The sequence below is a fragment of the Streptomyces sp. NPDC096013 genome (assembly GCF_044763565.1).
Lineage (GTDB): Bacteria > Actinomycetota > Actinomycetes > Streptomycetales > Streptomycetaceae > Streptomyces.
This window is the reverse complement of sequence record NZ_JBIWGK010000026.1, coordinates 37,592-55,595: the sequence shown is the minus strand read 5'-3', so window position 1 is coordinate 55,595 and position 18,004 is coordinate 37,592. Positions and strand designations below refer to the sequence as shown.

The following is an 18,004-nucleotide window of genomic DNA, read 5'->3' as shown; positions in this document are numbered from 1 at the left end:
CGCGGTGAGCGAGGCGGGGAGGGGATCGTCGTGGGCGGCGTGAAGTACTGGGAGGACCTGGCCGAGGCACCCGTACGACGCTTCGGGCCGCTCGTGTTCAGCGGCGCGCTCCTGGACCAGCTCCTCGACCTGATGGGCGAGAAGCATCCGGTGCACGACAGCGACAGCTTCGCCCACGGCACCGACCGCAGACAGCGCATCGTGCCCGGCGGGTTCATCCACTCGATCACCTCCGGCTGGGTGGTCCAGCACGGCTCCCCGGCCGCCATCGTCGGCATGCGGCGGATGAGCTGGGACTTCGTCCGGCCGCTCTACCCGGACACGCCGTTCTGGTTCACGACCCACACGGACCGAGCCGCGGAGATCGACGACCGGCTGGGCCTGATCGAGACCACCCGCCGGGTGCTCGACGACAACAACCGGACCTACGCCATCGGACGGATGAGCGTCGTGCTGCTGCGGCGGACCGCCCGGCCCGCAGCCGTAACAGGAAGGAACCACTGATGGGCAGTCAGTACCAGCCGCTCAAGGGCCGGGTGGCCCTGGTGACCGGCGGCTCGCGCGGTATCGGAGCGGGCATCAGCCGCAAACTCGCCGCCTGGGGAGCCACCCTGGCCCTCAACTACGTCGACCGGGAGGGCCCCGCCAAGGAACTCGCCGCGGAACTGGGCGAGCAGGGCACGGAGGTCACGCTGCACCGCGCGGACCTGGGCGATCCGGCGCAGATCGAGAACCTGCTCGCGGAGATCGGCGAGATCCACCACGACCTGCACATCCTCGTCCAGAACGCCGCCGCGACCAAGTTCACCCGGCTTGAGCAGGCCAGCCTCGGCGACTGGCAGTTCGTCCAGGACACCAACGCCCGCGCCACCTGGCTGCTCGCCAAGCACGCGATCCCGCTGATGCGCGAACGCGAAGGCGCCCGTTTCATCACCATCACCAACTCCACCACCACGCGCATCATCCCGCGGGCCGGCCTCTTCGCGGCGGCCAAGGCCGGTCTGGAGGCGCTGACCGACTATCTCTCCTACGAGCTGGCGCCGTACGGCATCGTCGCCAACTGCGTGCGCCCCGGCCTCGTGCAGACCGGCGTCTTCAAGGTGCGCCCCGACTTCAAGCACGGCGTCGCCAAGGAGCTGGCCGTCTCCCCGTGGCCGGACGACCGCATGACGACCCCGGAGAACAGCGCCGACGTGGTCGCCCTGCTCTGCCTGGAGGAGGCGTCCTGGATCGCCGGACAGACCATCACCGTCGACGGCGGTCATGTCCTGTGGGGCGGCATCGGCGGCGGAGGCAGCCGTGGCGAGTGAGCGGCCCGGCATCATCGTCACCGGCGTCGGCGTGATCTCCCCGGCCGGGCTGGGCACAGCCCGGCTGTGGGAGGCCATGGCCGCCGGCAAGACCTACTTCGACCAGCCGGAGAGCGACGGGCTGCCGTGGCCCACGGCCGCGGTGGACTCCTCGGAGATCAGCTGGCCCGCCGGCCGCTCCTGGGCGAACGCGAGCAAATACGCCAACCAGTCCGCCCGTTGGGCCGTCGCCGTCTCCCGCCAGGCCCTGGAACAGGCCGGGATATCCGGCGAGGCCGACGACGTGCGGGGCGGCACGATCATGGCCGTGGCCAGCAGCGGTGACGAGCTGAGCGACGTCATCCCGCAGCTGGCGTCGAAGTTCCGCCACGACTCCCGGCCGCTGGTGAAGTTCCTGCACGATGAGGTACCCGACTACTCCTACATCCGCGGCATCCCCTCCCAACTCGGCCAGTTCGTGTCCATGGCGAGCGGATTCCGCGGCTCCAACGTCGCAGCCTACGGCGAGGCCGCAGCCGGCGGCACTGGTGCGCTCGCGCTGGCCGCGCGGCTGCTGGAGACCGGCGAACTCGACCGGGTCCTGGTCGTCGGCGTCGGCGCGCCGCTCACGGTCACCGGCATGGCCGCCTTCGACCAGGACGAGCCGTTCGGCACGCGCGCCACGACCGGCTCAGGGCCCTTCGATGCCGAACGTTCCGGCACGCTGGCCGGGCAGGGCGCCGCCGCCGTCCTGCTGGAGCGGGCCGACGCCGCGGTCGGGTCCGCCCTGGCCCGGTTCCTCGGCTGCGAGGTGCTGGCCGCCGCCGACCTGCCGACGGCTGCGGGGCTCGCCGTCGACGCCGTCCTCACCACCGCCGACACCACGCCCGGCGCATGGTGGGCGCACGGGGCCGGCTCGGTCCGCCTGGACCGTGTCGAGGCGGAGACCGTGCTGTCACGCCTGGGCACCGTGCCCGTCACCGGCTCCAAGGGCACCGTCGGCAACGCCTTCGAGTGCTCGGCGCTCATCGACACCGCCCTCGCCGTGGAGAGCCTCACGCGCGGCGAGGTGCCGCCGGTGGGCCTGCTGGGCCGCCCCGACCCCGGGCTCGGCGCTCTCGACCCGGTCATCGGCGAACCCCGCCCCCTCCCGCCGGCCGCGACGGTGCTGCTGACGGCGCTCAACCAGGGCACCGAGGCGACGACGGCGGGCGCGCTGGTCCTCGCCGCGGCCGGGGGACCTACGAGGCAGCCAGAGAGGGAACAGGCATGAGCGACGACATCGTCATCACCGGCATGGGGGTGGTCACCCCCATCGGGGGCGACGTGGAGACCTTCTGGTCGGCCAACCTCGAAGGCCGCTCCGGGATCGTCAAGGAGGAGCGGATGGACACGACGGGACTGCCCTGCGGCTGGACCGCCGGACTGATCCCGCAGGACGTCAAGGACAAAATCGCCGCCGACCACGGCGCACCAGGCCGCTCCTGGGGCGACGCCCTCATGCACGCGGCCGTCGAACAGGCACTCACCGACGCCCAGCTCGACGCCCGGCCGGCCGCCGCGGGCCCGGCCGGTCTGGTGTACGCCAGGGTGTGGCCGGGGCCCACCGGATCGTTCCCCGAGGACTACGTCACACACATGGAGGACCTCGCCGAACGCTACGACACCATCGGCAACGCCCCGGCGGCCGTCCTGCGTCATCTGCGCACCAAGAACCTCCCGCTGGAGACGCGCGACCTGTCCGCCTACCCAAGGGAGATCGCCGAACGCCTGGGCACGGCCGTGCTCCCCGTCCGCCTGGAAGCCACCTGCTCCGGGGGGCTGCGCGCCATCGCCGAGGCGGCGCGGCTGCTGCGGTCGGGACGCGCGCGCTACGCCGTGGTGTCGGCGTCCGTGTCGCGGAACACGCCCTACGTCCTGTCCCAGTACGGCCAGTTGATGGCGCTGTCCCGCTGGAAGGGCGACCCGGCCCAGGCGTCCATGCCCTTCGACAAGCGCCGTACGGGCATGGTCATCAACGAGTCGGCGGGCGCGCTGGTCCTGGAGACCGCCGCGCACGCCGCGGGGCGCGGTGTGCGCGAGCCGCACGCCGTCATCGGGGGCTGGGGTCTCGCCGTGGACACCAGCCACATGACGGCACCCCGCGCGGAGATGATCGAACGCGTCGTGCGCACCGCCCTCGCCGAGGCCGGTGCCCGGCCCGACGACGTCGACGTCATCAACGCCCACGGCACCTCCACCCGCCTCAACGACGTCACCGAGGCGCGGGCCCTGCACCAGGTCTTCGGCGAGCGGATGGCCGAACTGCCGGTCAGCGCGGTGAAGTCGCTGACCGGGCACGGTTCGGCGGCCTCCGGAGTCGTCGAGACGGTGGCCTCGGCCCTCACCATGAGCCGCGGGATCGTGCCGCCGGTGGTGACCTGCACCGAACCGGACCCGGCGTGCGCGGTCCGCACCTCGCTCACCCCCGTGGAACGGCCCGTCGGGACCGTCCTGAAGAACTCCTTCGGCTTCGGCGGCCAGTACGCCTCGATGCTGTTCCGCCGCCCCGACGCGCCGCGGCCGGCGCCCCGGGCGGTGTGAACGTGCCGTGAACCGGCGAGAATGGGAGCACTCGGAACACGTGAAGCCCCTGGAGTACGAGGAGATCGCCCCCCAGGGCCCGCACCGCGCCACCGTCGTGTGGCTGCATGGCATCGGCCAGGTGCCCGGGGACCTGACGGCCGTCGCCGAGCGGCTCCGGCTCGCCGAGGCGGGTGTGCGCGGGGTGTTCCCGCGCGCGCCCGTCACGGCACCGAGCCTGCTGACCGGGCTGCCGGTGCCGTGCTGGTTCCCGCAGAGCGTCCTCGCGCTCGACCGGATCGACACCGAGGGCCTGTTCGCCGCGCTCGGCCCGCTCGGCGCCCTCCTCACGGCGGAGACGGAGCGGATCGGTGCCGGGCGCACCGTGGTGGCCGGCTTCTCCCAGGGTGCCACGGTCGCCCTGAGCCTCGCGCTGGGGCACCCCGAACCGCTGGCCGGAACGGCACTGTACGCGCCGTATCTGCCCTCCGACCTGACCGCGACGCTGCCCGGCGGCCGCCCGGGGGCGGCCAACGCCCGGCTGCCGGTGTGGATCGGCCACGGGGCCCGGGACTGGATCGTCCCGGAGCGCAGCGGCGCCGGACTGCGTGACCTGCTCACCGACTGGGGCCACCCGGTGACCTGGCAGCGCTACCCGGGCGGCCACGAACCGTTCGCCGGCGTCAAAGCCTCCCTGCCGGACTTCCTCGCCAGGGTTCTGGACACGCCTGTGCCGGGCGCTTCCGTGCCGACAACCACCGCACCGGACACCTCGGTGTCGGCAGCCACCGCGCCCGGCATCCCCACGCCAGGGGCCTCCGCGCCGCGAGCGACCGGGCCCAAAACCGGGCCGGCGCGCCGGGCGGGCTGAGGGGGCGGCCGTGGCACACCCAGCTCTGCTCGTCCGTACGGAACCGGTACTCGCTGTGCCGGACCCCGGGCTCGTGCACGTCTGGCGGATCCCGTTGGCCGGGCCACCGGCCGACGCGGCCCTGGTGGCGGCGGCTCGTGTCCTCGCCGCCGGGGAACGGGCCCGCGCCGGACGGCTCCGGCTCGCGGAGGACCGGCGGCGCTGGACGGCGGCACGCGTCGCCCTGCGCACCGTACTGTCCGGGTACACCGGCACCGAGGCGGCCCGGATCACTCTGGCGTACGGCCGCCACGGCAAGCCACGTCTGGCCGGCCGGGCCCCCGACGGGCTGCGGTTCAGTCTCAGTCACAGCCACGACCGTGCGCTGCTGGCCGTATGCCGGGGCGCCCCGGTCGGCGCGGACCTCGAACACCCCGCCGCCGGACCGGCCGACGGCCGGGACCTGGACGACCTGGCCGCCGCCGTGCTCGCCCCGGCCGAGCTGCGTGCCTACCTCCAACTCCCCGCCGCCGGCCGCCGTGCCGCCCTGCTGCGGCGCTGGACCGGCAAAGAAGCCGTCCTGAAGGCGACCGGCCGCGGAGTGACGCTGTCCGCCGCCCGCCAACTCATCGTGCCCGAGGGCACCGGGACACCCCGCGGGCTGCCGGGCCGGTGGACCCTGCTCCGCCCGCGTCCGGGCGACGGATACGCCGCCGTCTGCGTTCTGGGAAAGGACTGGAACTTTGTCAGCACCGACCTCACCAGCCTTGTCGACCTCACCAGCCTCCCCGACCTCGCCCCCGAGGATCTCCCTCCCGCAGACCTCCGCCCCGCCCCGCACGGGCCTGCTCTTTCCGGGGCAGGGGGCCCAACGGCCCGGCATGGGTGAGCCATGGCGCGACACCCCGCACTGGCAGGTGGTCGACCACCTCTCCGAGGCCTGCGGTCGCGACCTCGGCGCGCTGCTGCTGCACGCCGACACCCGCCTGCTGACCCGTACGGACAACGCGCAGACCGCCACCTTCACCCTGGAAATGGTGGTCCTCGACGCGTTGCACGCGGCCGTGGGCCCGCTGCGGCCCGCGGTGTGCGCGGGACACAGCCTCGGCGAGTACGCGGCGCTGACCGCCGCCGGCGTGCTGGCTCCGGCGGACGCCGGACGGCTCGTCGCCGAGCGCGGCGCGGCGATGGCGCAGACGATCCGGCTCGCGCCGGGAACGATGACGGTCCTGATCGCTCCGGGCGCCGCGCGGACCGCCGGGCGCCTCGCCGCCCGACTGCGCTCCGAACACCGGGCGGAGGTATGGATCGCGGGTGTCAACAGCCCCGACCAGGCGGTGGTCTCCGGTACCGCAGAGGATGTCGCGACACTGGCCGGACAAGCGGCCGAGGCCGGCGTACGGGCGGTGCGCATCCCGGTGGACGGAGCGTTCCACACCCCGATGATGGCGGCGGCCGAGCCTCGTCTCGCCGCTGCCGCGAAGAGCGCCCCACTGCGCCGCGCGCGGTGCCCGGTGATCGCCAACGTCGACGCCCGTGCCCGTCGCGGTGACCCGGCGACCTGGCGGGACCTGATGATCCGCCAGCTGGTCATGCCGGTCCGCTGGTCGGACACCATGCGGACACTCACGGCGATGACCGGACCAGGCCGCACCGCCACGGCCGACGGCCCCCTGCGTCTGGTCGAACTCGGCCCCGGCAGGACGCTGACCGGCCTCGCCCGCCGCCTGCTGCCTCCGCACGTCCCGGTCCGGTCCGTGGCCACCCCTGCCGAACTGGACGCGCTCGTCGCCGAGTGGTGGCCGTGACCGTGATCCGCCGTCGGTTCAAAACCCCAGAGTGCCGCGGGTGGCAGGATCCGGCCGCACGGTGGTCGTGGAGCTGACCGTGGGCGTTGCGGTCGACGGCAAGCGGCCAACCCTCCTGGACCGCCGGGACCGTGAACGCCGACGGCCGGAAGGCCGGGGTGGGCAGGCCCCGTTCGGGAGCGCACATCCCCGGCCTTCGGCCAGTCCTGCCTACTTTCTCTTGAGGGTGAAGTTCTTGATGACGGTGGACTTCTTCTTGATCGTCACCGTCGCGACGGTCGGCTGGAAACCGTCCTTGGCGGCTATGACGGTGAGCGGGTTGTTGCGGACGTCAAGCCACAGGGCGTACCCGCCGGTGGCGTCCGTCGTGAGCGTGTAGCTCGTGGCCCAGGTGTCGATCTGGATGGTGGCCCCGGCGATCGGCGCGGTGCCGCCGGCGGTGGTCACCCCCAGCACCGTCCCGGTGATCTTGCCCCAGGTGCTGGGCGGGGCGACGTGCATCTCCACGGGGAGCCTGGGCACGGAGTAGGGAGTGTCGGTGCTGAAGGAGAGCTGGGCGGTGAAGTCTCCGGGCTGGGTCACCTCGGCGACGGAGGCGTCCAGCGTGATGGTCACCTTTGAGTTCTTACCGGGCTGAAGAGTCAACTGCTGCGTGCTCTCGCTCAGCCAGCTGACCTCACTCGACTCTCCCTGGTCGTAACCCGGCAGCACTTCCACGGTCGTTGCGGGGGTCGCCTGCGCGACGCCTCCACCGACCTTGAAGAAGCCCAGTCCGCCTCCACCACGGTAGGTGGCGGTGTCGGCGTTGGGCAGGGCGGTCCAGGTGCCGGCCTTCGGGTCGAAGGAGAAGCCCTGGTTGGTGATGCTGTTCCCCGTCACGCCACCCGCGGTGACGAGCAGTCCGTTGGCGGAGGTGTACGCGCCGCCCCAGAGGCCGACCGGCAGGTCGGCGACCTGTGACCAGGCGTTGGCGGCGGGGTCGTAGACGTAGGAGTGCTTGACCTCGCTGCTGCCGTTGTATCCGCCGGCGCAGTAGAGCTTGCCGCCGATGGCGGCGCAGGAACTCCAGGAGATCTGCTCCGGGTAGGCGGCCAGTGTGGACCAGCTGTCGGCTGCCGCGTCGTAGACGGTGACATCCGTGGAGCCGCAGGAGTCCGCCCCGCAGCCGCCGACCACGTAGAGCCTGCCGTCGAGCACGGCGCTGCCGGAGCCCGCGGAGGGCCTGGGTGAGGCGGCGCCGGTGGTCCAGGTGTCGCTTCCCGGGTCGTAGATTTCCAGCTTGGAGTCGGGGGCGCCGCTGGGTCCCCAGCCGCCGACGGCGTAGAACTTGCCGTCGATGAAGCCGTGGGCGGGATCCTCCCGGGTGTCCGTCGCGGCGGCCCGCTTGGTCCAGGTGCCGGCGACCGGGTCGAGGACGTACATGTCCTTGGTGTCGGCGCTGCCGTTGAAGCCGAAGGCGGAGTAGATCTTCCCGTCGTCGGTGGCGACAGCGTTGTCCATCAGCTTGACCGGCAGGTCGGGGGCCGCCTGCCAGGCGTCACCGGCGGCTCCCGGGACCACCTTGGCGCTGGTGCCCGCGGCGGACGCGGCGGCCTTGGTCGACAGTGGGGAGTAGGTGCCCTTGACCAGTGTCAGCGGGGCACCGGCCGCGGACTCGACCCTGAACCCGCCGGATTGTTCTCCCAGTTTGACTGTGGCGGGTGCCGAGCCGGTGTTCTTGACGGTCAGGGTCTTGGTGGCCTGCTCGCCCCATCCGACCGACGCGGTGATGGAGGTCTTGTCCAGCGTCACCTGCCCGGCGCCGAGTGCGAAGTCCGCGCCGACCGCGCTGTCGGCCCGCACCTTCACCGTCTTGTCGAGCCCGGTGTAATGCGGCTTCACCGCGGTGAAGCCGTGGCTGCCGAGGGAGGAGAACAGGGCGTAGACGCCGTCGCCCAGGGCGGGGTCGTCGGGGGTGGCGAACGTGACGGCGCCCTGCTTGCTGTCGTCCTTGTTCGTCACGGTGGCTCCGACCAGCCCCGTGGAGGTGTTGGCATCCGTCACGGTGCCGGTGAGCAGACCGCCGGGGAGGGACGTGACGTGGCGATCACCGATAAAAACGTTGTCGACCTTCCACCACCAGCCGAAGGAGCCGGTGAAGTGGAAGCGGAGTTGCACCGCTGCCTTGCCGGCGTAGTCGGTCAGCGGGAGCTCGACCTTCTGCGCGCCGAAGGTGGTGCCGGTGGCGGACCAGAGCGTGGTCCAGGTCGCGCCGCCGTCGGTGGTCGCATCGACGTCCGCGCTCTGGCCCCCGCTGGCCCAGTAGTCGTTGGCGAAGGCGATCTCGGGTGCGGAGTCGTCGGTGAAGTCGTATACGGGGCTGAGCAGTTGAGAGTCCTGGTGCACCCCGCCGCCGTAGTGGTCGCTGTCGACGATGGCGAACCCGCCGTCGCCGCCGGTGGTGTTGGAGCGCGAGCCCGGGTCGTCGAAGGTCCAGCCGCCGGTCGTCCCGTCGGCGTTGACCACGCTCCAGTCCTTCGGGGCGGATTCGGCCGAGTCGAACGGCTCGGTGGTGCCTTCGTCCCGTACCGAGTAGCCGGCGGGCACGGTGGCCGCCCACGGATCGGCCGGAACCGCGACGTTCAGACTCTGGTCGGAGTCCGCGACGGTGATCTTCTTGGTGGGCGATGTGTAGCCGGGATAGGCGCTGACCACGTGCAGGGTGTAGTCGTGGCCCTGGGGCAGCTTCAGGTCGAAGGCGCCGGTCAGGGGGTCGGTCCACACCGGGCCGCCGGGGACGCCGTCCGCGGTGATCTTGGCGTAGAGCGGCCAGCCGTGGCCGGAGCCGTCGGTGACCTTGCCGGAGACCGTCCGGCTGGGGACCGGGGTCAGGGCGAAGTCCTTCGTGAGGGTGTCGCCGTTGCCGAGGGACACACCAGAGGCGGTGCGGGGGGCGTAGCCGTAGGCCTCGACAGTGATGTCGTAGCTGCCGACCGGCAGGACGAGCGAGTAGGTCCCGTCGGCAGCGGTGTGCGCGGTGCCGCCGCCCTGAGTGGTGACGGTAGCTCCGGCTACCGGCTTGCCGGTGCTGTCGTCGGTGACGGTGCCGGAGAGCTTCCCGTGCGGGCCGCTGCGGAACGCGGCCAGTCCGTCGGGGGTGCCCAGGCCGGTCGGACCGTCGTAGCCGGCACCGGCGGTGCACAGGTACGCGGGGGTGCAGGTGCCGTTGTCACCGGCGGTCACGTCATTGAGACCCGTCCCGGAGGCGTACGGGTAGGAGTTGGGGTACGTACCCGCGACGGGGGTCCCGGCGGCCGCGTACACGCCGGCGATGATCGGTGAGGAGGCGCTGGTGCCGCCGTACACCTGCCAGCCGCCACCGCCGTAAGTCTGGTAGACCGCGACGCCGGTGGCCGGGTCGGCCACGGCGGAGACGTCGGCGACGGTGCGCTTGTCGCATCCGGTGTCCGTCTGGAAGGCCGGCTTGGCCTCGTAGAGGGAGCAGCCGGATCCCGGGCCCAGGCCATTGCGGTTCCAGACCGACTCGGACCAGCCGCGCGTGGTGCCGGAGTCCCGGACCAGCGCGGTGCCGCCGACGGAGGTCACGTAGGGAGAGACGGCGGGGTAGGCCACCCCGTAGTCGCTGTCGCCCGAGGAGGCGACCACGGCGACACCGGGGTGGTTGTAATGGGCGTCGTACGTGGTCTCGTCCGGGGTCTCGCCGCTGCCCGGGGTGCTGCTGTAGTTGGTGCCGTAGGAGTTGGAGACGTACTTGGCGCCGAGCGCGACCGCCTGGTCGACGGCCGCGCCGAGGTCCTCGAAGCTCGGCTGGTCCGCTTCGACGAGCAGGATGTGCGCGTTCGGCGCGGCCGCGGAGACCATGTCCAGGTCGAGTGAGATCTCGCCGGCCCAGCCGGCGTCGGGCGCGGGGTAGTCGGTGCCGCCACGCTGGTCGACCTTGGTGAAGCAACCGGTGGCCGTGGTGCAGGCGGGCAGCCCGTACTGCTCGCGGTAGACGGCCAGGTCGGCCTCGGCGCTGGGGTCGTCATACGCGTCGACGATGGCGATCGTCTGCCCCGCACCGCCGTCGGCGGGAAGGCTGTAGGCGCTCTGCAGGTCAGCGGCGCCGTAGCCGCTGGGGGTGACGGAGGCGGACAGCAAGCCCTTGGCGGCCTTGGTGTCGGTGCGACGCAGGGCGAAGCATGCGGCCTCGCCCTTCTTGGGGGTGGCGCAGGAGGGTTCGAGGGCGATTGTCTTCTTGGCCGACGAGGCAGATGAAGCGGGGGGCGCCACCGCGTGGGCCGGTATCTGTATGCCCAGGACCGTCATTGCGGCGGCGCTGAACAGGGTCAGGCAGGCGGCGGCTCTTCGACGTAAAACCGAACCGGTTCTCGGTGAGATGCGCAAGAGGTTACTCCTCGGTTCGCCTTGCTTGGGCCGACTCGTACGGGGTTCCCGGTCGACAGCGAATGCGGGCGGTTGACATTCGCCGCAATCAATTGGCGTACGCCGAGGCTCAATTGACAATAGACCGCATGTTACATGTGCATGTCGCAAAGCTGTTCCATGCAAAAGAGAACCCGGGCAGGGGTCGGAAATAAATCCTCACGCCAAAGGGGCCCGCCGCTCAAAAAACGCGTAGGGCCGTATTCCGCACGGTAATTGAATTTCTGTCGGCTGCAGGCAGTCAGGTATCGGGGCTTCTGATCATCCTGACCTCGGCGGCCCGGCCTGACAAGATCCATCCTCTGCGGACCCGCGCAGTTGCGCACTTGCGTAGCATCGGGCACTCGTTCCGATCTTCCCAGGAGTCGCTGATGGACGTGTCCTCCTCCGACGCGTTGTGGGCAGGCACCGGTCTGGGTTCCCTCGCCCGGCAGGCACTGGAGTACCTGGTCAGCAATCCGGGCGCGGACACGGACGCGGTCGCGGCGGGGACCGGCGTCTCAGCCGCGGCGGCCCGGACCGCCTTAAAATCCCTGGAGGCCGAACTCCTGGCCGTACGCATCGCAGGACAGCCCACGCGCTGGAGCGCCGGCCCGCCCCGCTCCTCGCTGGGCGCCCTTCTGGCCCGTAAACGACAGGAGTTGGCCAAGGCAGAGCTGTACGCGGAACAACTCGACGAGGTCTATCGCACAACTCCCGGACGGCACATCGCCTCGGACCTCTTCGAGGTCGTCGAGAACGATGAACAGGTCGGCGCCCGCTACTCCCACCTTCTGAGGAGCAGTCGGCACGAGGTGCTGCATTTCGCGAGACCGCCGTATGTGACCCGACGGATCGCCCCCACCGACACGTCCACGGCTGCGGGCGCCACGGTGCGTCCCGGAGTCCGGCTCCGGTCCGTGTACGACAGCGACGGAATCGCCGATGACGGGTGCCTTGAAACGGCTCTCCGGGGCGCCCCCACGGAAGGGGAGCTGCGGCTCCTGCCCGGACTCCCCATGAAACTGGTCATCTTTGACCGCATCGCGGCGATCATGCCGCTACGCAAAGACGATCCCGCCGCAGGCTCACTGGTGGTGCACTCCTCAACGCTGCTCGACGTACTGACCGCCCTCTTCGAGAGCGTGTGGGAGCGTGCGGTGCCCCTCTCACTGGGAAGCCGCCCCGCTTCGCACGCCGCAAGCCCCGGAAAACAAGAGGCAGCTCTGCACAGTCGAACGCGGAACATCCTTCGCCTGATGGCCGCCGGCATGAAGGACGACGCCATCGCACGCGCCCTGCAACTCAGCCGCCGCACCGTGCAGACCCATATCAGCGATCTGGGCAGACAACTAGGCGCACGGACCCGGTTCCAGATAGCCCTACTGGCCCAACAACGCGGCTTGTTCGGGGATACGGAGGAGTGAGCGCGGCCGTCACGCCGGCGCAGCCGCCCGTCGGCGTCCGGCGGGAGTGGAGCACTCAGACGCCAGCCGCTTTCCGAAACGGTGGCTCGGTGCTCGGCACGCTCCTCGGCGCGGTGAAGGTCGGTGGCCCCTGGCTGCGGCTGAAGGTTGGGTTAGGGCTGGTCACGCCGGATATGAAAAGGGTGCGGTGCGATATTGCGATCGGGGGAGCGCATGGCACAACTCGACATCCTGCAGCCGCAGTTGACCGGCGCGATCTTCCGCGCGTGGGAACCTTTCGGGATCCGCACGGCGATGCGTGTGCTTCGACGACTGCCACGTCCCGTGCGGCGCGCGGCGCGCCTGCTGGTCCGTCGTCTGTGCTACACGCCCTGGACCGTTGCCGAGGCTGTAGTCAGGTCTCAGCATTCCGGGCATTGCGGCCCGGAAGGTCCGTCACATCACCAGAGCGTGAGGGCTTCGGTTTGAGGACGGTCTCTCGTTTCTGTCTGCCGCTGGTGCGGCAGGGTTGCGCCACCTGCCCGCCCCGCCTCCGCCTTGCGGCGGGGGCGGGTGGCGCGGGTCTTGTGGTCGGCTCCACGAGGCTTCGACACCACCTCGGTGGTGTCCTGGCTCTCCGGCCACTCCGGTACCAGTTGCTGCGGGTGCGGCTGCGGCTGCGGCTGTCGCGAGGGCGGCGAGGTTGAGTGCGGCGTTGTCGTCCCGGTCGATGACCAGACCGCAGGCGTCGCAGTGGTAGGTCCGGACGTGCAGCGGCAGCTTGGCTTTCACTGTGCCGCACCCGGAACAGGTCTTGGAGGAGGGGTACCAGCGGTCGGCGACCACGAGGCGGGTGGCGTGGCGCCGGCGGGTCTTGTAGGTGAGCCGGCGTCGGATCTCGCCGAATCCGGCGTCGGCGATCCTGCGGGCCAGGCGCCGGTTGCGGAGCATGCCGGCGACGTTGAGGTCTTCGACCACGACGGTTCCGTATTCGGCGGCCACGGCGGTGGTGAGCTTGTGCAGGGCGTCCTCGCGGAGGTTCGCCACCCGGTGGTGGACCTTGTTCCGCTGGGCGTTGGCCTTCTCCCACCGGCGGGATGGTTTCTGTCCGGTGCGCCGGTCGGGGCCCTGGCGGCGGGACACGACCCGGGAGGCGCGGCGCAGCCGCTTGCGCGCGGCGTCGTAGTGGCCCGGGTTGGGGATCTGCCTGATCTCGCCGGTGCTGTCGGCCATGACCGCGAGGCTCTTCACCCCGAGGTCGATCCCGACCGCCACGTCCGGCCGCGCCACGTGTTCGAGGTCGCGTTTGACCTCGGCCTGGAAGGAGACGAACCAGCGTCCGCGTTCGTGCCGCACGGTCGCGGACAGGATCCGCGCGGTCCCGGCCTGGATGCGGTCGAGGAGCTTCACCGTGGGTTCGTGGGTGCGCAGTGTGCCGAGCCGGGGCAGCGTGACATGCCGGCCGTCGGCGTCCACGCGGATCCTGCCGGTCGTGAACCGGCAGGCGAGACGCGCCTTCCGCTTCGACTTGAAACGCGGCGCGCCCGTCTTCCGGCCACGCCGCTTGCCCTGCTTGGACTTCGTGTAGTTGTCGAACGCGGCGGCGGCGTTCGCCAGCCCGGTGGAGTACGCCTCTTTGGAGTTCTCCTCCCACCAGGCGGCGAACCTGGGGTCGGTGTGCTTGCCTTCGTTGAACGCCTTCCGCAGCGCGGGCAGCGACCACGGCCGCCACCGCGTCAGCCCGGCCTCCGCGATGCCGTAGGACTCCTCCGCGCGGCGCTGCCACCACGACGCGGTCACCCAGCCGACAGCCCAGTTGTACGCGGCACGCGCCGCGCCGCAGTGCGAACGCAGCGCGGCCTCCTGGGCGGCGTTCGGGTCCAGAGCGAACCGGAACGCCTGCACCACAAAACCGGGCTGCGCCTGGAACCTCTTCACTCGCCAGCCTCACCGGTCGCCACCGCCACAGCGCGCTCTGCCCGGTCCTTCGCCGCCCGCCGCCCGTACAAGCGGGCGCACATCGACGTCAGCACCTCGGTGATGTCGCGCACCAGGTCATCGGCGGCCTCGGTGGGATCGAGGACGACCAGGCGCCGCCCGGACGCCGACAGGACGGCTTCGAGATGCTCCACGCCGAACCGGGCCAGCCGGTCACGGTGCTCGACCACGATCACCGTCGCCTGCGGGTCGGACAGCACGCGGTGCAGTTTGCGGCGCCTGCCGTTCAGCCCCGAACCGACCTCGGTCACGACCTCCGCAACCGGCAGGCCCAGACCCGTGGCCGCCTGCACCACGCGGGCCACCTGACGCTCAAGATCCGGCTTCTGGTCCGCCGACGAGACCCGGCAGTACACCACCACCCGGCCCAACGTCTCCGAAGCGGGCTCGTCGACCAGCCATGTACCGGACGGCGTCTGGCGCACGGGAACCGGCATACGGCCCTCCTTCGCCCACGTCCACGCGGTCTGGTAATGCACGCCATTGCGCGACGCCCACTCGGAAAGCTTCACACGATCAAAATAACAGACCAGAAAAGCTGAGATTCACTGACGAATTACGCAACAGTTGAAAGCCCCCAAGACCAGGTTTCTGTTGATCAGCCTGTCTTCCTCGGTGGCGCTGCTGGGTCTGGCGGATGCCGGAGGAGTGCTGGTGTCGCCAACTGCCGACAGCGCACGGCCAGCCCTCAGCTACCTCTTCTCCGTGAACGCCGAGCCGAGCGCGGTCAGCCTGTCGCTGCTTCAGGATCCTGCCGGCCTGATCATCCTGGCCGTCATCTTCGTCACGCCGATGTTCTACTGCCAGCAGGTGCGGGCGATCTCCGACTTCGTACCGATGAATGAGCGCAACGGAGGTGCCTCTCAGCTTTCAGTACGCCGGATGAAACAGCTCAATCGGCTGACTGCCAGAACCAACAGGGCGTTCGCGGTGCTCGGGCGCAGGGATGTTTCGGCAGCCATCATGATTACCGTGGCGGTCGGTACCGGCCTGCTGTACATCTTCGTCAACGACCACGGTCTCCTGGAGGGCTGGAATTCGACGACGCTCCCGGACGCGGTGTGGCGGTCCGAGGTGTACGACGGCTGGTGGGCCAACCGGTACACCCACCCAGAGCTGGCGATGGCGCTGTGCGTAGCGGGCGCGTACGCCTTCTACTTCCTGGCGAAGCAGCTGGCGATGGGCGTTGTCTTCACCATCTACCTGAAGCGGTCCTCTGAACTCGGCTTCGGGGTGACACCGAACATGGCCTACGACAGTGACGGGTTCCAAGGACTCCGCACCCTCAGGCAGTTCATGCTGTGGAGCTACGGTTCCGCCCTCGCTCATCTGGCCGGGCTGCTGGTCTTGTTCGTGATATGGCTGTCCGCCGCACCGTGGACGCTCTTCGCAGTGGTGGCGGTGATGATGGTGGACGCCCTCGTGATCATCTACCCCTCCTCTATCGGCTACCACTCGGCCCTGGACGTCAAGAAGGAGTACGTCGCTTCGCTGTCCACGACTGACATGTCTCCGAAAGACCGTGACGCAGCGATAGCCCAGGTGTGGTCCGTGTCGGTGCTGCCTGTCGGAACGCGCAAGGCCATCACCGCGATCACCGGGTACCTGCTGGTGCCCGCGGTCATCGCATTACTTCCGCAGGTCGTCCAGAGACGGTGACGACCTTTCATCGAGTGTGGTCGGCCTTCGGCAACGTCATCGCTTCGGGTGTAGAGGGTCACGGAGAACACGAGGTCGAAAAGATCCGTCGCGAACGCCGCCACGTCCTCCCTGACAGCCTCAGAGGGTGACGCGCCTACCAGGGGTCGGGCTGCGAGGCTCACAACCTCTGCGCCGTCGGGAAGCTCCAGGCGTTGCTTACGCGGTGCGGGGAGTAGCCGGCGCGACCAGGGGTGGCGCCCTGGACTCCTCCTACGGTGCGGCTCGCGAGGTCCTGCACCCGCGCCACCGCCGTCCGTTCGCGGGGTTGCGCGGCACTGGAGCCGCAGCACGAACACCCGCCCGGCCCGCCCCGGCGATCATCGGTGACGAACATCACTTATCTCTGCGGTACTCGGGAATATCGGCCTGTAGTTTTGTCGCTATTTTTTGATCGTGCCGCTGGGCGCCCTTGCCGGAGGCATGTTCAGCCCGTCCGAACGTTCATGTCTGGGAGAAATGGTGGAAATCCGTCACCTGGCAACGTTCCACAAGGTTGCGACGCTGCTGAGTTTCACCAGAGCCGCGAAGGAGCTCAACTACGCTCAGTCGAGCGTGACTACACAGATCCGTGCGCTGGAGTCCTCACTGGGGGTGGAGCTCTTCCACCGCTTCGGCGGCAGGATCCGTCTGACGCCTGCCGGCGAGAAGTTACTCGAGTACGCCGACCAGATCCTGGCGCTCGCCGAGGCCGCGCGTGCGGATGTCGCCGGCGGGGACGGCCTGTCGGGGTCTTTGGTGATCGGCACGATGGAGAGCGTCACCTCGTATCGCATGCCGCCGTTGCTGGAGTTCTTTCACCACCGCTATCCGAAGGTGCAGCTGTCGTTGAGGCCGACGCTGTGCGCGGAGACCTGTCACGCGCTGCGTCAGGGCACGTTCGACATCGGCTTCCTGATAGAGGAGCAGACGCGGCATCAGGGCCTGGAGACGGTGGTGCTGGCCGAGGAGCCGTTGGTGCTCGTCGCGGCCGACGGGCACCCCCTGGCGCGGCGCGAGAAGGTCTCGCTCGACGATCTGCGGGAAGCGTCCGTCCTGGTGACCGAGGCCGGATGCGCGTATCGCGACCTGTTCGAGCGTGAGTTGCAGGACACGGAATCGACGTCGTTCCTCGAGTTCGGGACCATAGAGGCGATCAAGCGGGGCGTCGTGTCCGGGCTGGGCATCGCCTTGCTGCCGGCCGTCACCGTGGCCACGGAGCTGGAGAAGGGCGAGATGGTGGCCCTGCCGTGGGAGGTTCCCTTCACCGTGCACACGCAGCTGGCGTGGCGCAGGGGGCGGCGGCTGACGCGCGAACTGAAGCTTTTCATTGATAACGCCGTGCGGCTCATGCGCGAGGAACCGCCGCCGGCCCAGCCCGGCTGATCGCCCTCGGCGGCGGTCGCTCGCGGCGCTGCGTCCGGTCTGGCCAAAGGCTATGAGGCGCCCACCAGTTGGTCGGTGAGGACGGTGACGCGGTCGGTGACGTCGTCGGGTATCCGACGCCTGCGGGGCTGGAGTTGCGCGGGTGTGCCGATGTACAGCCAGCCCAGCAGGCGCTCGTCAGGTTGCAGGCCCAGAAGGCGCCTGGCCCCCGCCGATTCGGTGAATCTGCCGGTGCGCCAGATGCTCCCGAAGCCACGGGCGTGCAGCAGCAGCGTCAGAGAACTGGTCATGGCGCTGGCGGCGGCCAGTTGCTCCCACTCCGGGATCCGTTGATCGGCAACCGGTGCGAACACGAGGGTGGCGAGGAGCGGCGCGCGCCGGGGCGCGGCCTGCGCCTGATCGCGTCGGTGATCGGGCGCCGGGCAGTCCTCGGCGAAGCATCGGCCGAGCGCGGCGCGTCCTTCGCCGCGCACCAGGATCCAGCGCCACGGGCGGAGCCTGCCGTGGTCGGGGGCTGTGGCGGCTGCCCGCAGCAGGTAGGTGAACTCCTGGTCGCTGGGAGCCGGTTCGACGAGTAGGTGTTCACTACGGCGCGTCAGTACGGCCGTCATGACGTCCATGGGG

14 protein-coding genes are annotated in these 18,004 nt (G+C 70.3%); 10 read left to right on the top strand and 4 right to left on the bottom strand.

Features of this window, described 5'->3' with window-relative positions; translation table 11 throughout:
* Positions 1 to 30 precede the first annotated feature (30 nt).
* From ACIRB1_RS44525 to ACIRB1_RS44495, 7 genes are read left to right on the top strand one after another with little or no spacing between them, the layout of a single operon-like run.
* The gene (locus ACIRB1_RS44525) at positions 31 to 504 is read left to right on the top strand and encodes a hypothetical protein (RefSeq protein ID WP_403469700.1); all 474 of its coding nucleotides are present in this window, start codon (positions 31 to 33) and stop codon (positions 502 to 504) included.
* Positions 504 to 1,310 (top strand): SDR family NAD(P)-dependent oxidoreductase, encoded by an 807-nt coding sequence (locus ACIRB1_RS44520; protein WP_403469699.1) that lies wholly within the window; start codon positions 504 to 506, stop codon positions 1,308 to 1,310. The genes ACIRB1_RS44525 and ACIRB1_RS44520 overlap by 1 nt, the downstream gene beginning before the upstream one ends.
* Entirely contained in the window at positions 1,300 to 2,562 is a 1,263-nt protein-coding gene (locus ACIRB1_RS44515; RefSeq protein ID WP_403469698.1) for a beta-ketoacyl synthase N-terminal-like domain-containing protein, read from the top strand. The genes ACIRB1_RS44520 and ACIRB1_RS44515 overlap by 11 nt, the downstream gene beginning before the upstream one ends.
* On the top strand, positions 2,559 to 3,872 hold the full coding sequence (locus tag ACIRB1_RS44510; RefSeq protein WP_403469697.1) for a beta-ketoacyl-[acyl-carrier-protein] synthase family protein: 1,314 nt from the start codon (positions 2,559 to 2,561) through the stop codon (positions 3,870 to 3,872). Before ACIRB1_RS44515 ends, ACIRB1_RS44510 begins: the two co-directional genes overlap by 4 nt.
* Positions 3,873 to 3,912: 40 nt before the next feature.
* Positions 3,913 to 4,722 carry an alpha/beta hydrolase gene (locus ACIRB1_RS44505; protein ID WP_403469696.1) on the top strand — a complete coding sequence of 270 codons (810 nt, stop codon included), beginning with the start codon at positions 3,913 to 3,915 and terminating at the stop codon, positions 4,720 to 4,722.
* A 10-nt stretch (positions 4,723 to 4,732) separates the two neighbouring features.
* Positions 4,733 to 5,590, top strand: coding sequence for a 4'-phosphopantetheinyl transferase family protein (locus tag ACIRB1_RS44500; RefSeq protein WP_403469695.1), 858 nt, complete (start codon positions 4,733 to 4,735; stop codon positions 5,588 to 5,590).
* On the top strand, positions 5,583 to 6,509 hold the full coding sequence (locus ACIRB1_RS44495) for an ACP S-malonyltransferase (RefSeq protein ID WP_403469694.1): 927 nt from the start codon (positions 5,583 to 5,585) through the stop codon (positions 6,507 to 6,509). The genes ACIRB1_RS44500 and ACIRB1_RS44495 overlap by 8 nt, the downstream gene beginning before the upstream one ends.
* Positions 6,510 to 6,719: 210 nt before the next feature.
* Here ACIRB1_RS44495 and ACIRB1_RS44490 read toward each other — a convergent pair whose 3' ends face one another.
* On the bottom strand, positions 6,720 to 10,817 hold the full coding sequence (locus ACIRB1_RS44490; RefSeq protein ID WP_403469693.1) for a carboxypeptidase regulatory-like domain-containing protein: 4,098 nt from the start codon (positions 10,815 to 10,817) through the stop codon (positions 6,720 to 6,722).
* A 488-nt stretch (positions 10,818 to 11,305) separates the two neighbouring features.
* On the opposite strand from ACIRB1_RS44490, the gene ACIRB1_RS44485 reads away from it, so the two are divergent.
* Complete coding sequence (locus tag ACIRB1_RS44485; protein WP_403469692.1) at positions 11,306 to 12,340, top strand: LuxR C-terminal-related transcriptional regulator; 1,035 nt, start codon at positions 11,306 to 11,308, stop codon at positions 12,338 to 12,340.
* A 435-nt stretch (positions 12,341 to 12,775) separates the two neighbouring features.
* On the opposite strand, the gene tnpB is transcribed toward ACIRB1_RS44485, so the two are convergent.
* Together tnpB and ACIRB1_RS44475 are read right to left on the bottom strand one after the other, a co-directional pair.
* Positions 12,776 to 14,257: an IS607 family element RNA-guided endonuclease TnpB gene (gene tnpB / locus ACIRB1_RS44480; RefSeq protein WP_403469691.1), complete on the bottom strand. Its 1,482-nt coding sequence runs from the start codon at positions 14,255 to 14,257 to the stop codon at positions 12,776 to 12,778.
* On the bottom strand, positions 14,254 to 14,829 hold the full coding sequence (locus ACIRB1_RS44475) for an IS607 family transposase (protein ID WP_403469690.1): 576 nt from the start codon (positions 14,827 to 14,829) through the stop codon (positions 14,254 to 14,256). Before ACIRB1_RS44475 ends, tnpB begins: the two co-directional genes overlap by 4 nt.
* Positions 14,830 to 14,884: 55 nt before the next feature.
* Here ACIRB1_RS44475 and ACIRB1_RS44470 point away from each other — a divergent pair, with 55 nt between their 5' ends.
* On the top strand, positions 14,885 to 15,976 hold the full coding sequence (locus ACIRB1_RS44470; RefSeq protein WP_403469689.1) for a hypothetical protein: 1,092 nt from the start codon (positions 14,885 to 14,887) through the stop codon (positions 15,974 to 15,976).
* A gap of 435 nt (positions 15,977 to 16,411) precedes the next feature.
* Positions 16,412 to 17,380 carry a LysR family transcriptional regulator gene (locus ACIRB1_RS44465; protein WP_403469688.1) on the top strand — a complete coding sequence of 323 codons (969 nt, stop codon included), beginning with the start codon at positions 16,412 to 16,414 and terminating at the stop codon, positions 17,378 to 17,380.
* 50 nt (positions 17,381 to 17,430) lie between these two features.
* Here the strand turns inward: ACIRB1_RS44465 and ACIRB1_RS44460 are convergent, their stop codons facing one another.
* Positions 17,431 to 18,000, bottom strand: coding sequence for a nitroreductase (locus ACIRB1_RS44460; protein WP_403469687.1), 570 nt, complete (start codon positions 17,998 to 18,000; stop codon positions 17,431 to 17,433).
* Positions 18,001 to 18,004: the final 4 nt, after the last annotated feature.

Coding starts and splice junctions, on each gene's coding strand:
- ACIRB1_RS44520 (WP_403469699.1), top strand. CDS start 504: ATGGGCAGTCAGTACCAGCCGCTCAAGGGCCGGGTGGCCCTGGTGACC.
- ACIRB1_RS44510 (WP_403469697.1), top strand. CDS start 2,559: ATGAGCGACGACATCGTCATCACCGGCATGGGGGTGGTCACCCCCATC.
- ACIRB1_RS44495 (WP_403469694.1), top strand. CDS start 5,583: ATGGGTGAGCCATGGCGCGACACCCCGCACTGGCAGGTGGTCGACCAC.
- ACIRB1_RS44490 (WP_403469693.1), bottom strand. CDS start 10,817: ATGACGGTCCTGGGCATACAGATACCGGCCCACGCGGTGGCGCCCCCC.
- ACIRB1_RS44485 (WP_403469692.1), top strand. CDS start 11,306: ATGGACGTGTCCTCCTCCGACGCGTTGTGGGCAGGCACCGGTCTGGGT.
- ACIRB1_RS44460 (WP_403469687.1), bottom strand. CDS start 18,000: ATGGACGTCATGACGGCCGTACTGACGCGCCGTAGTGAACACCTACTC.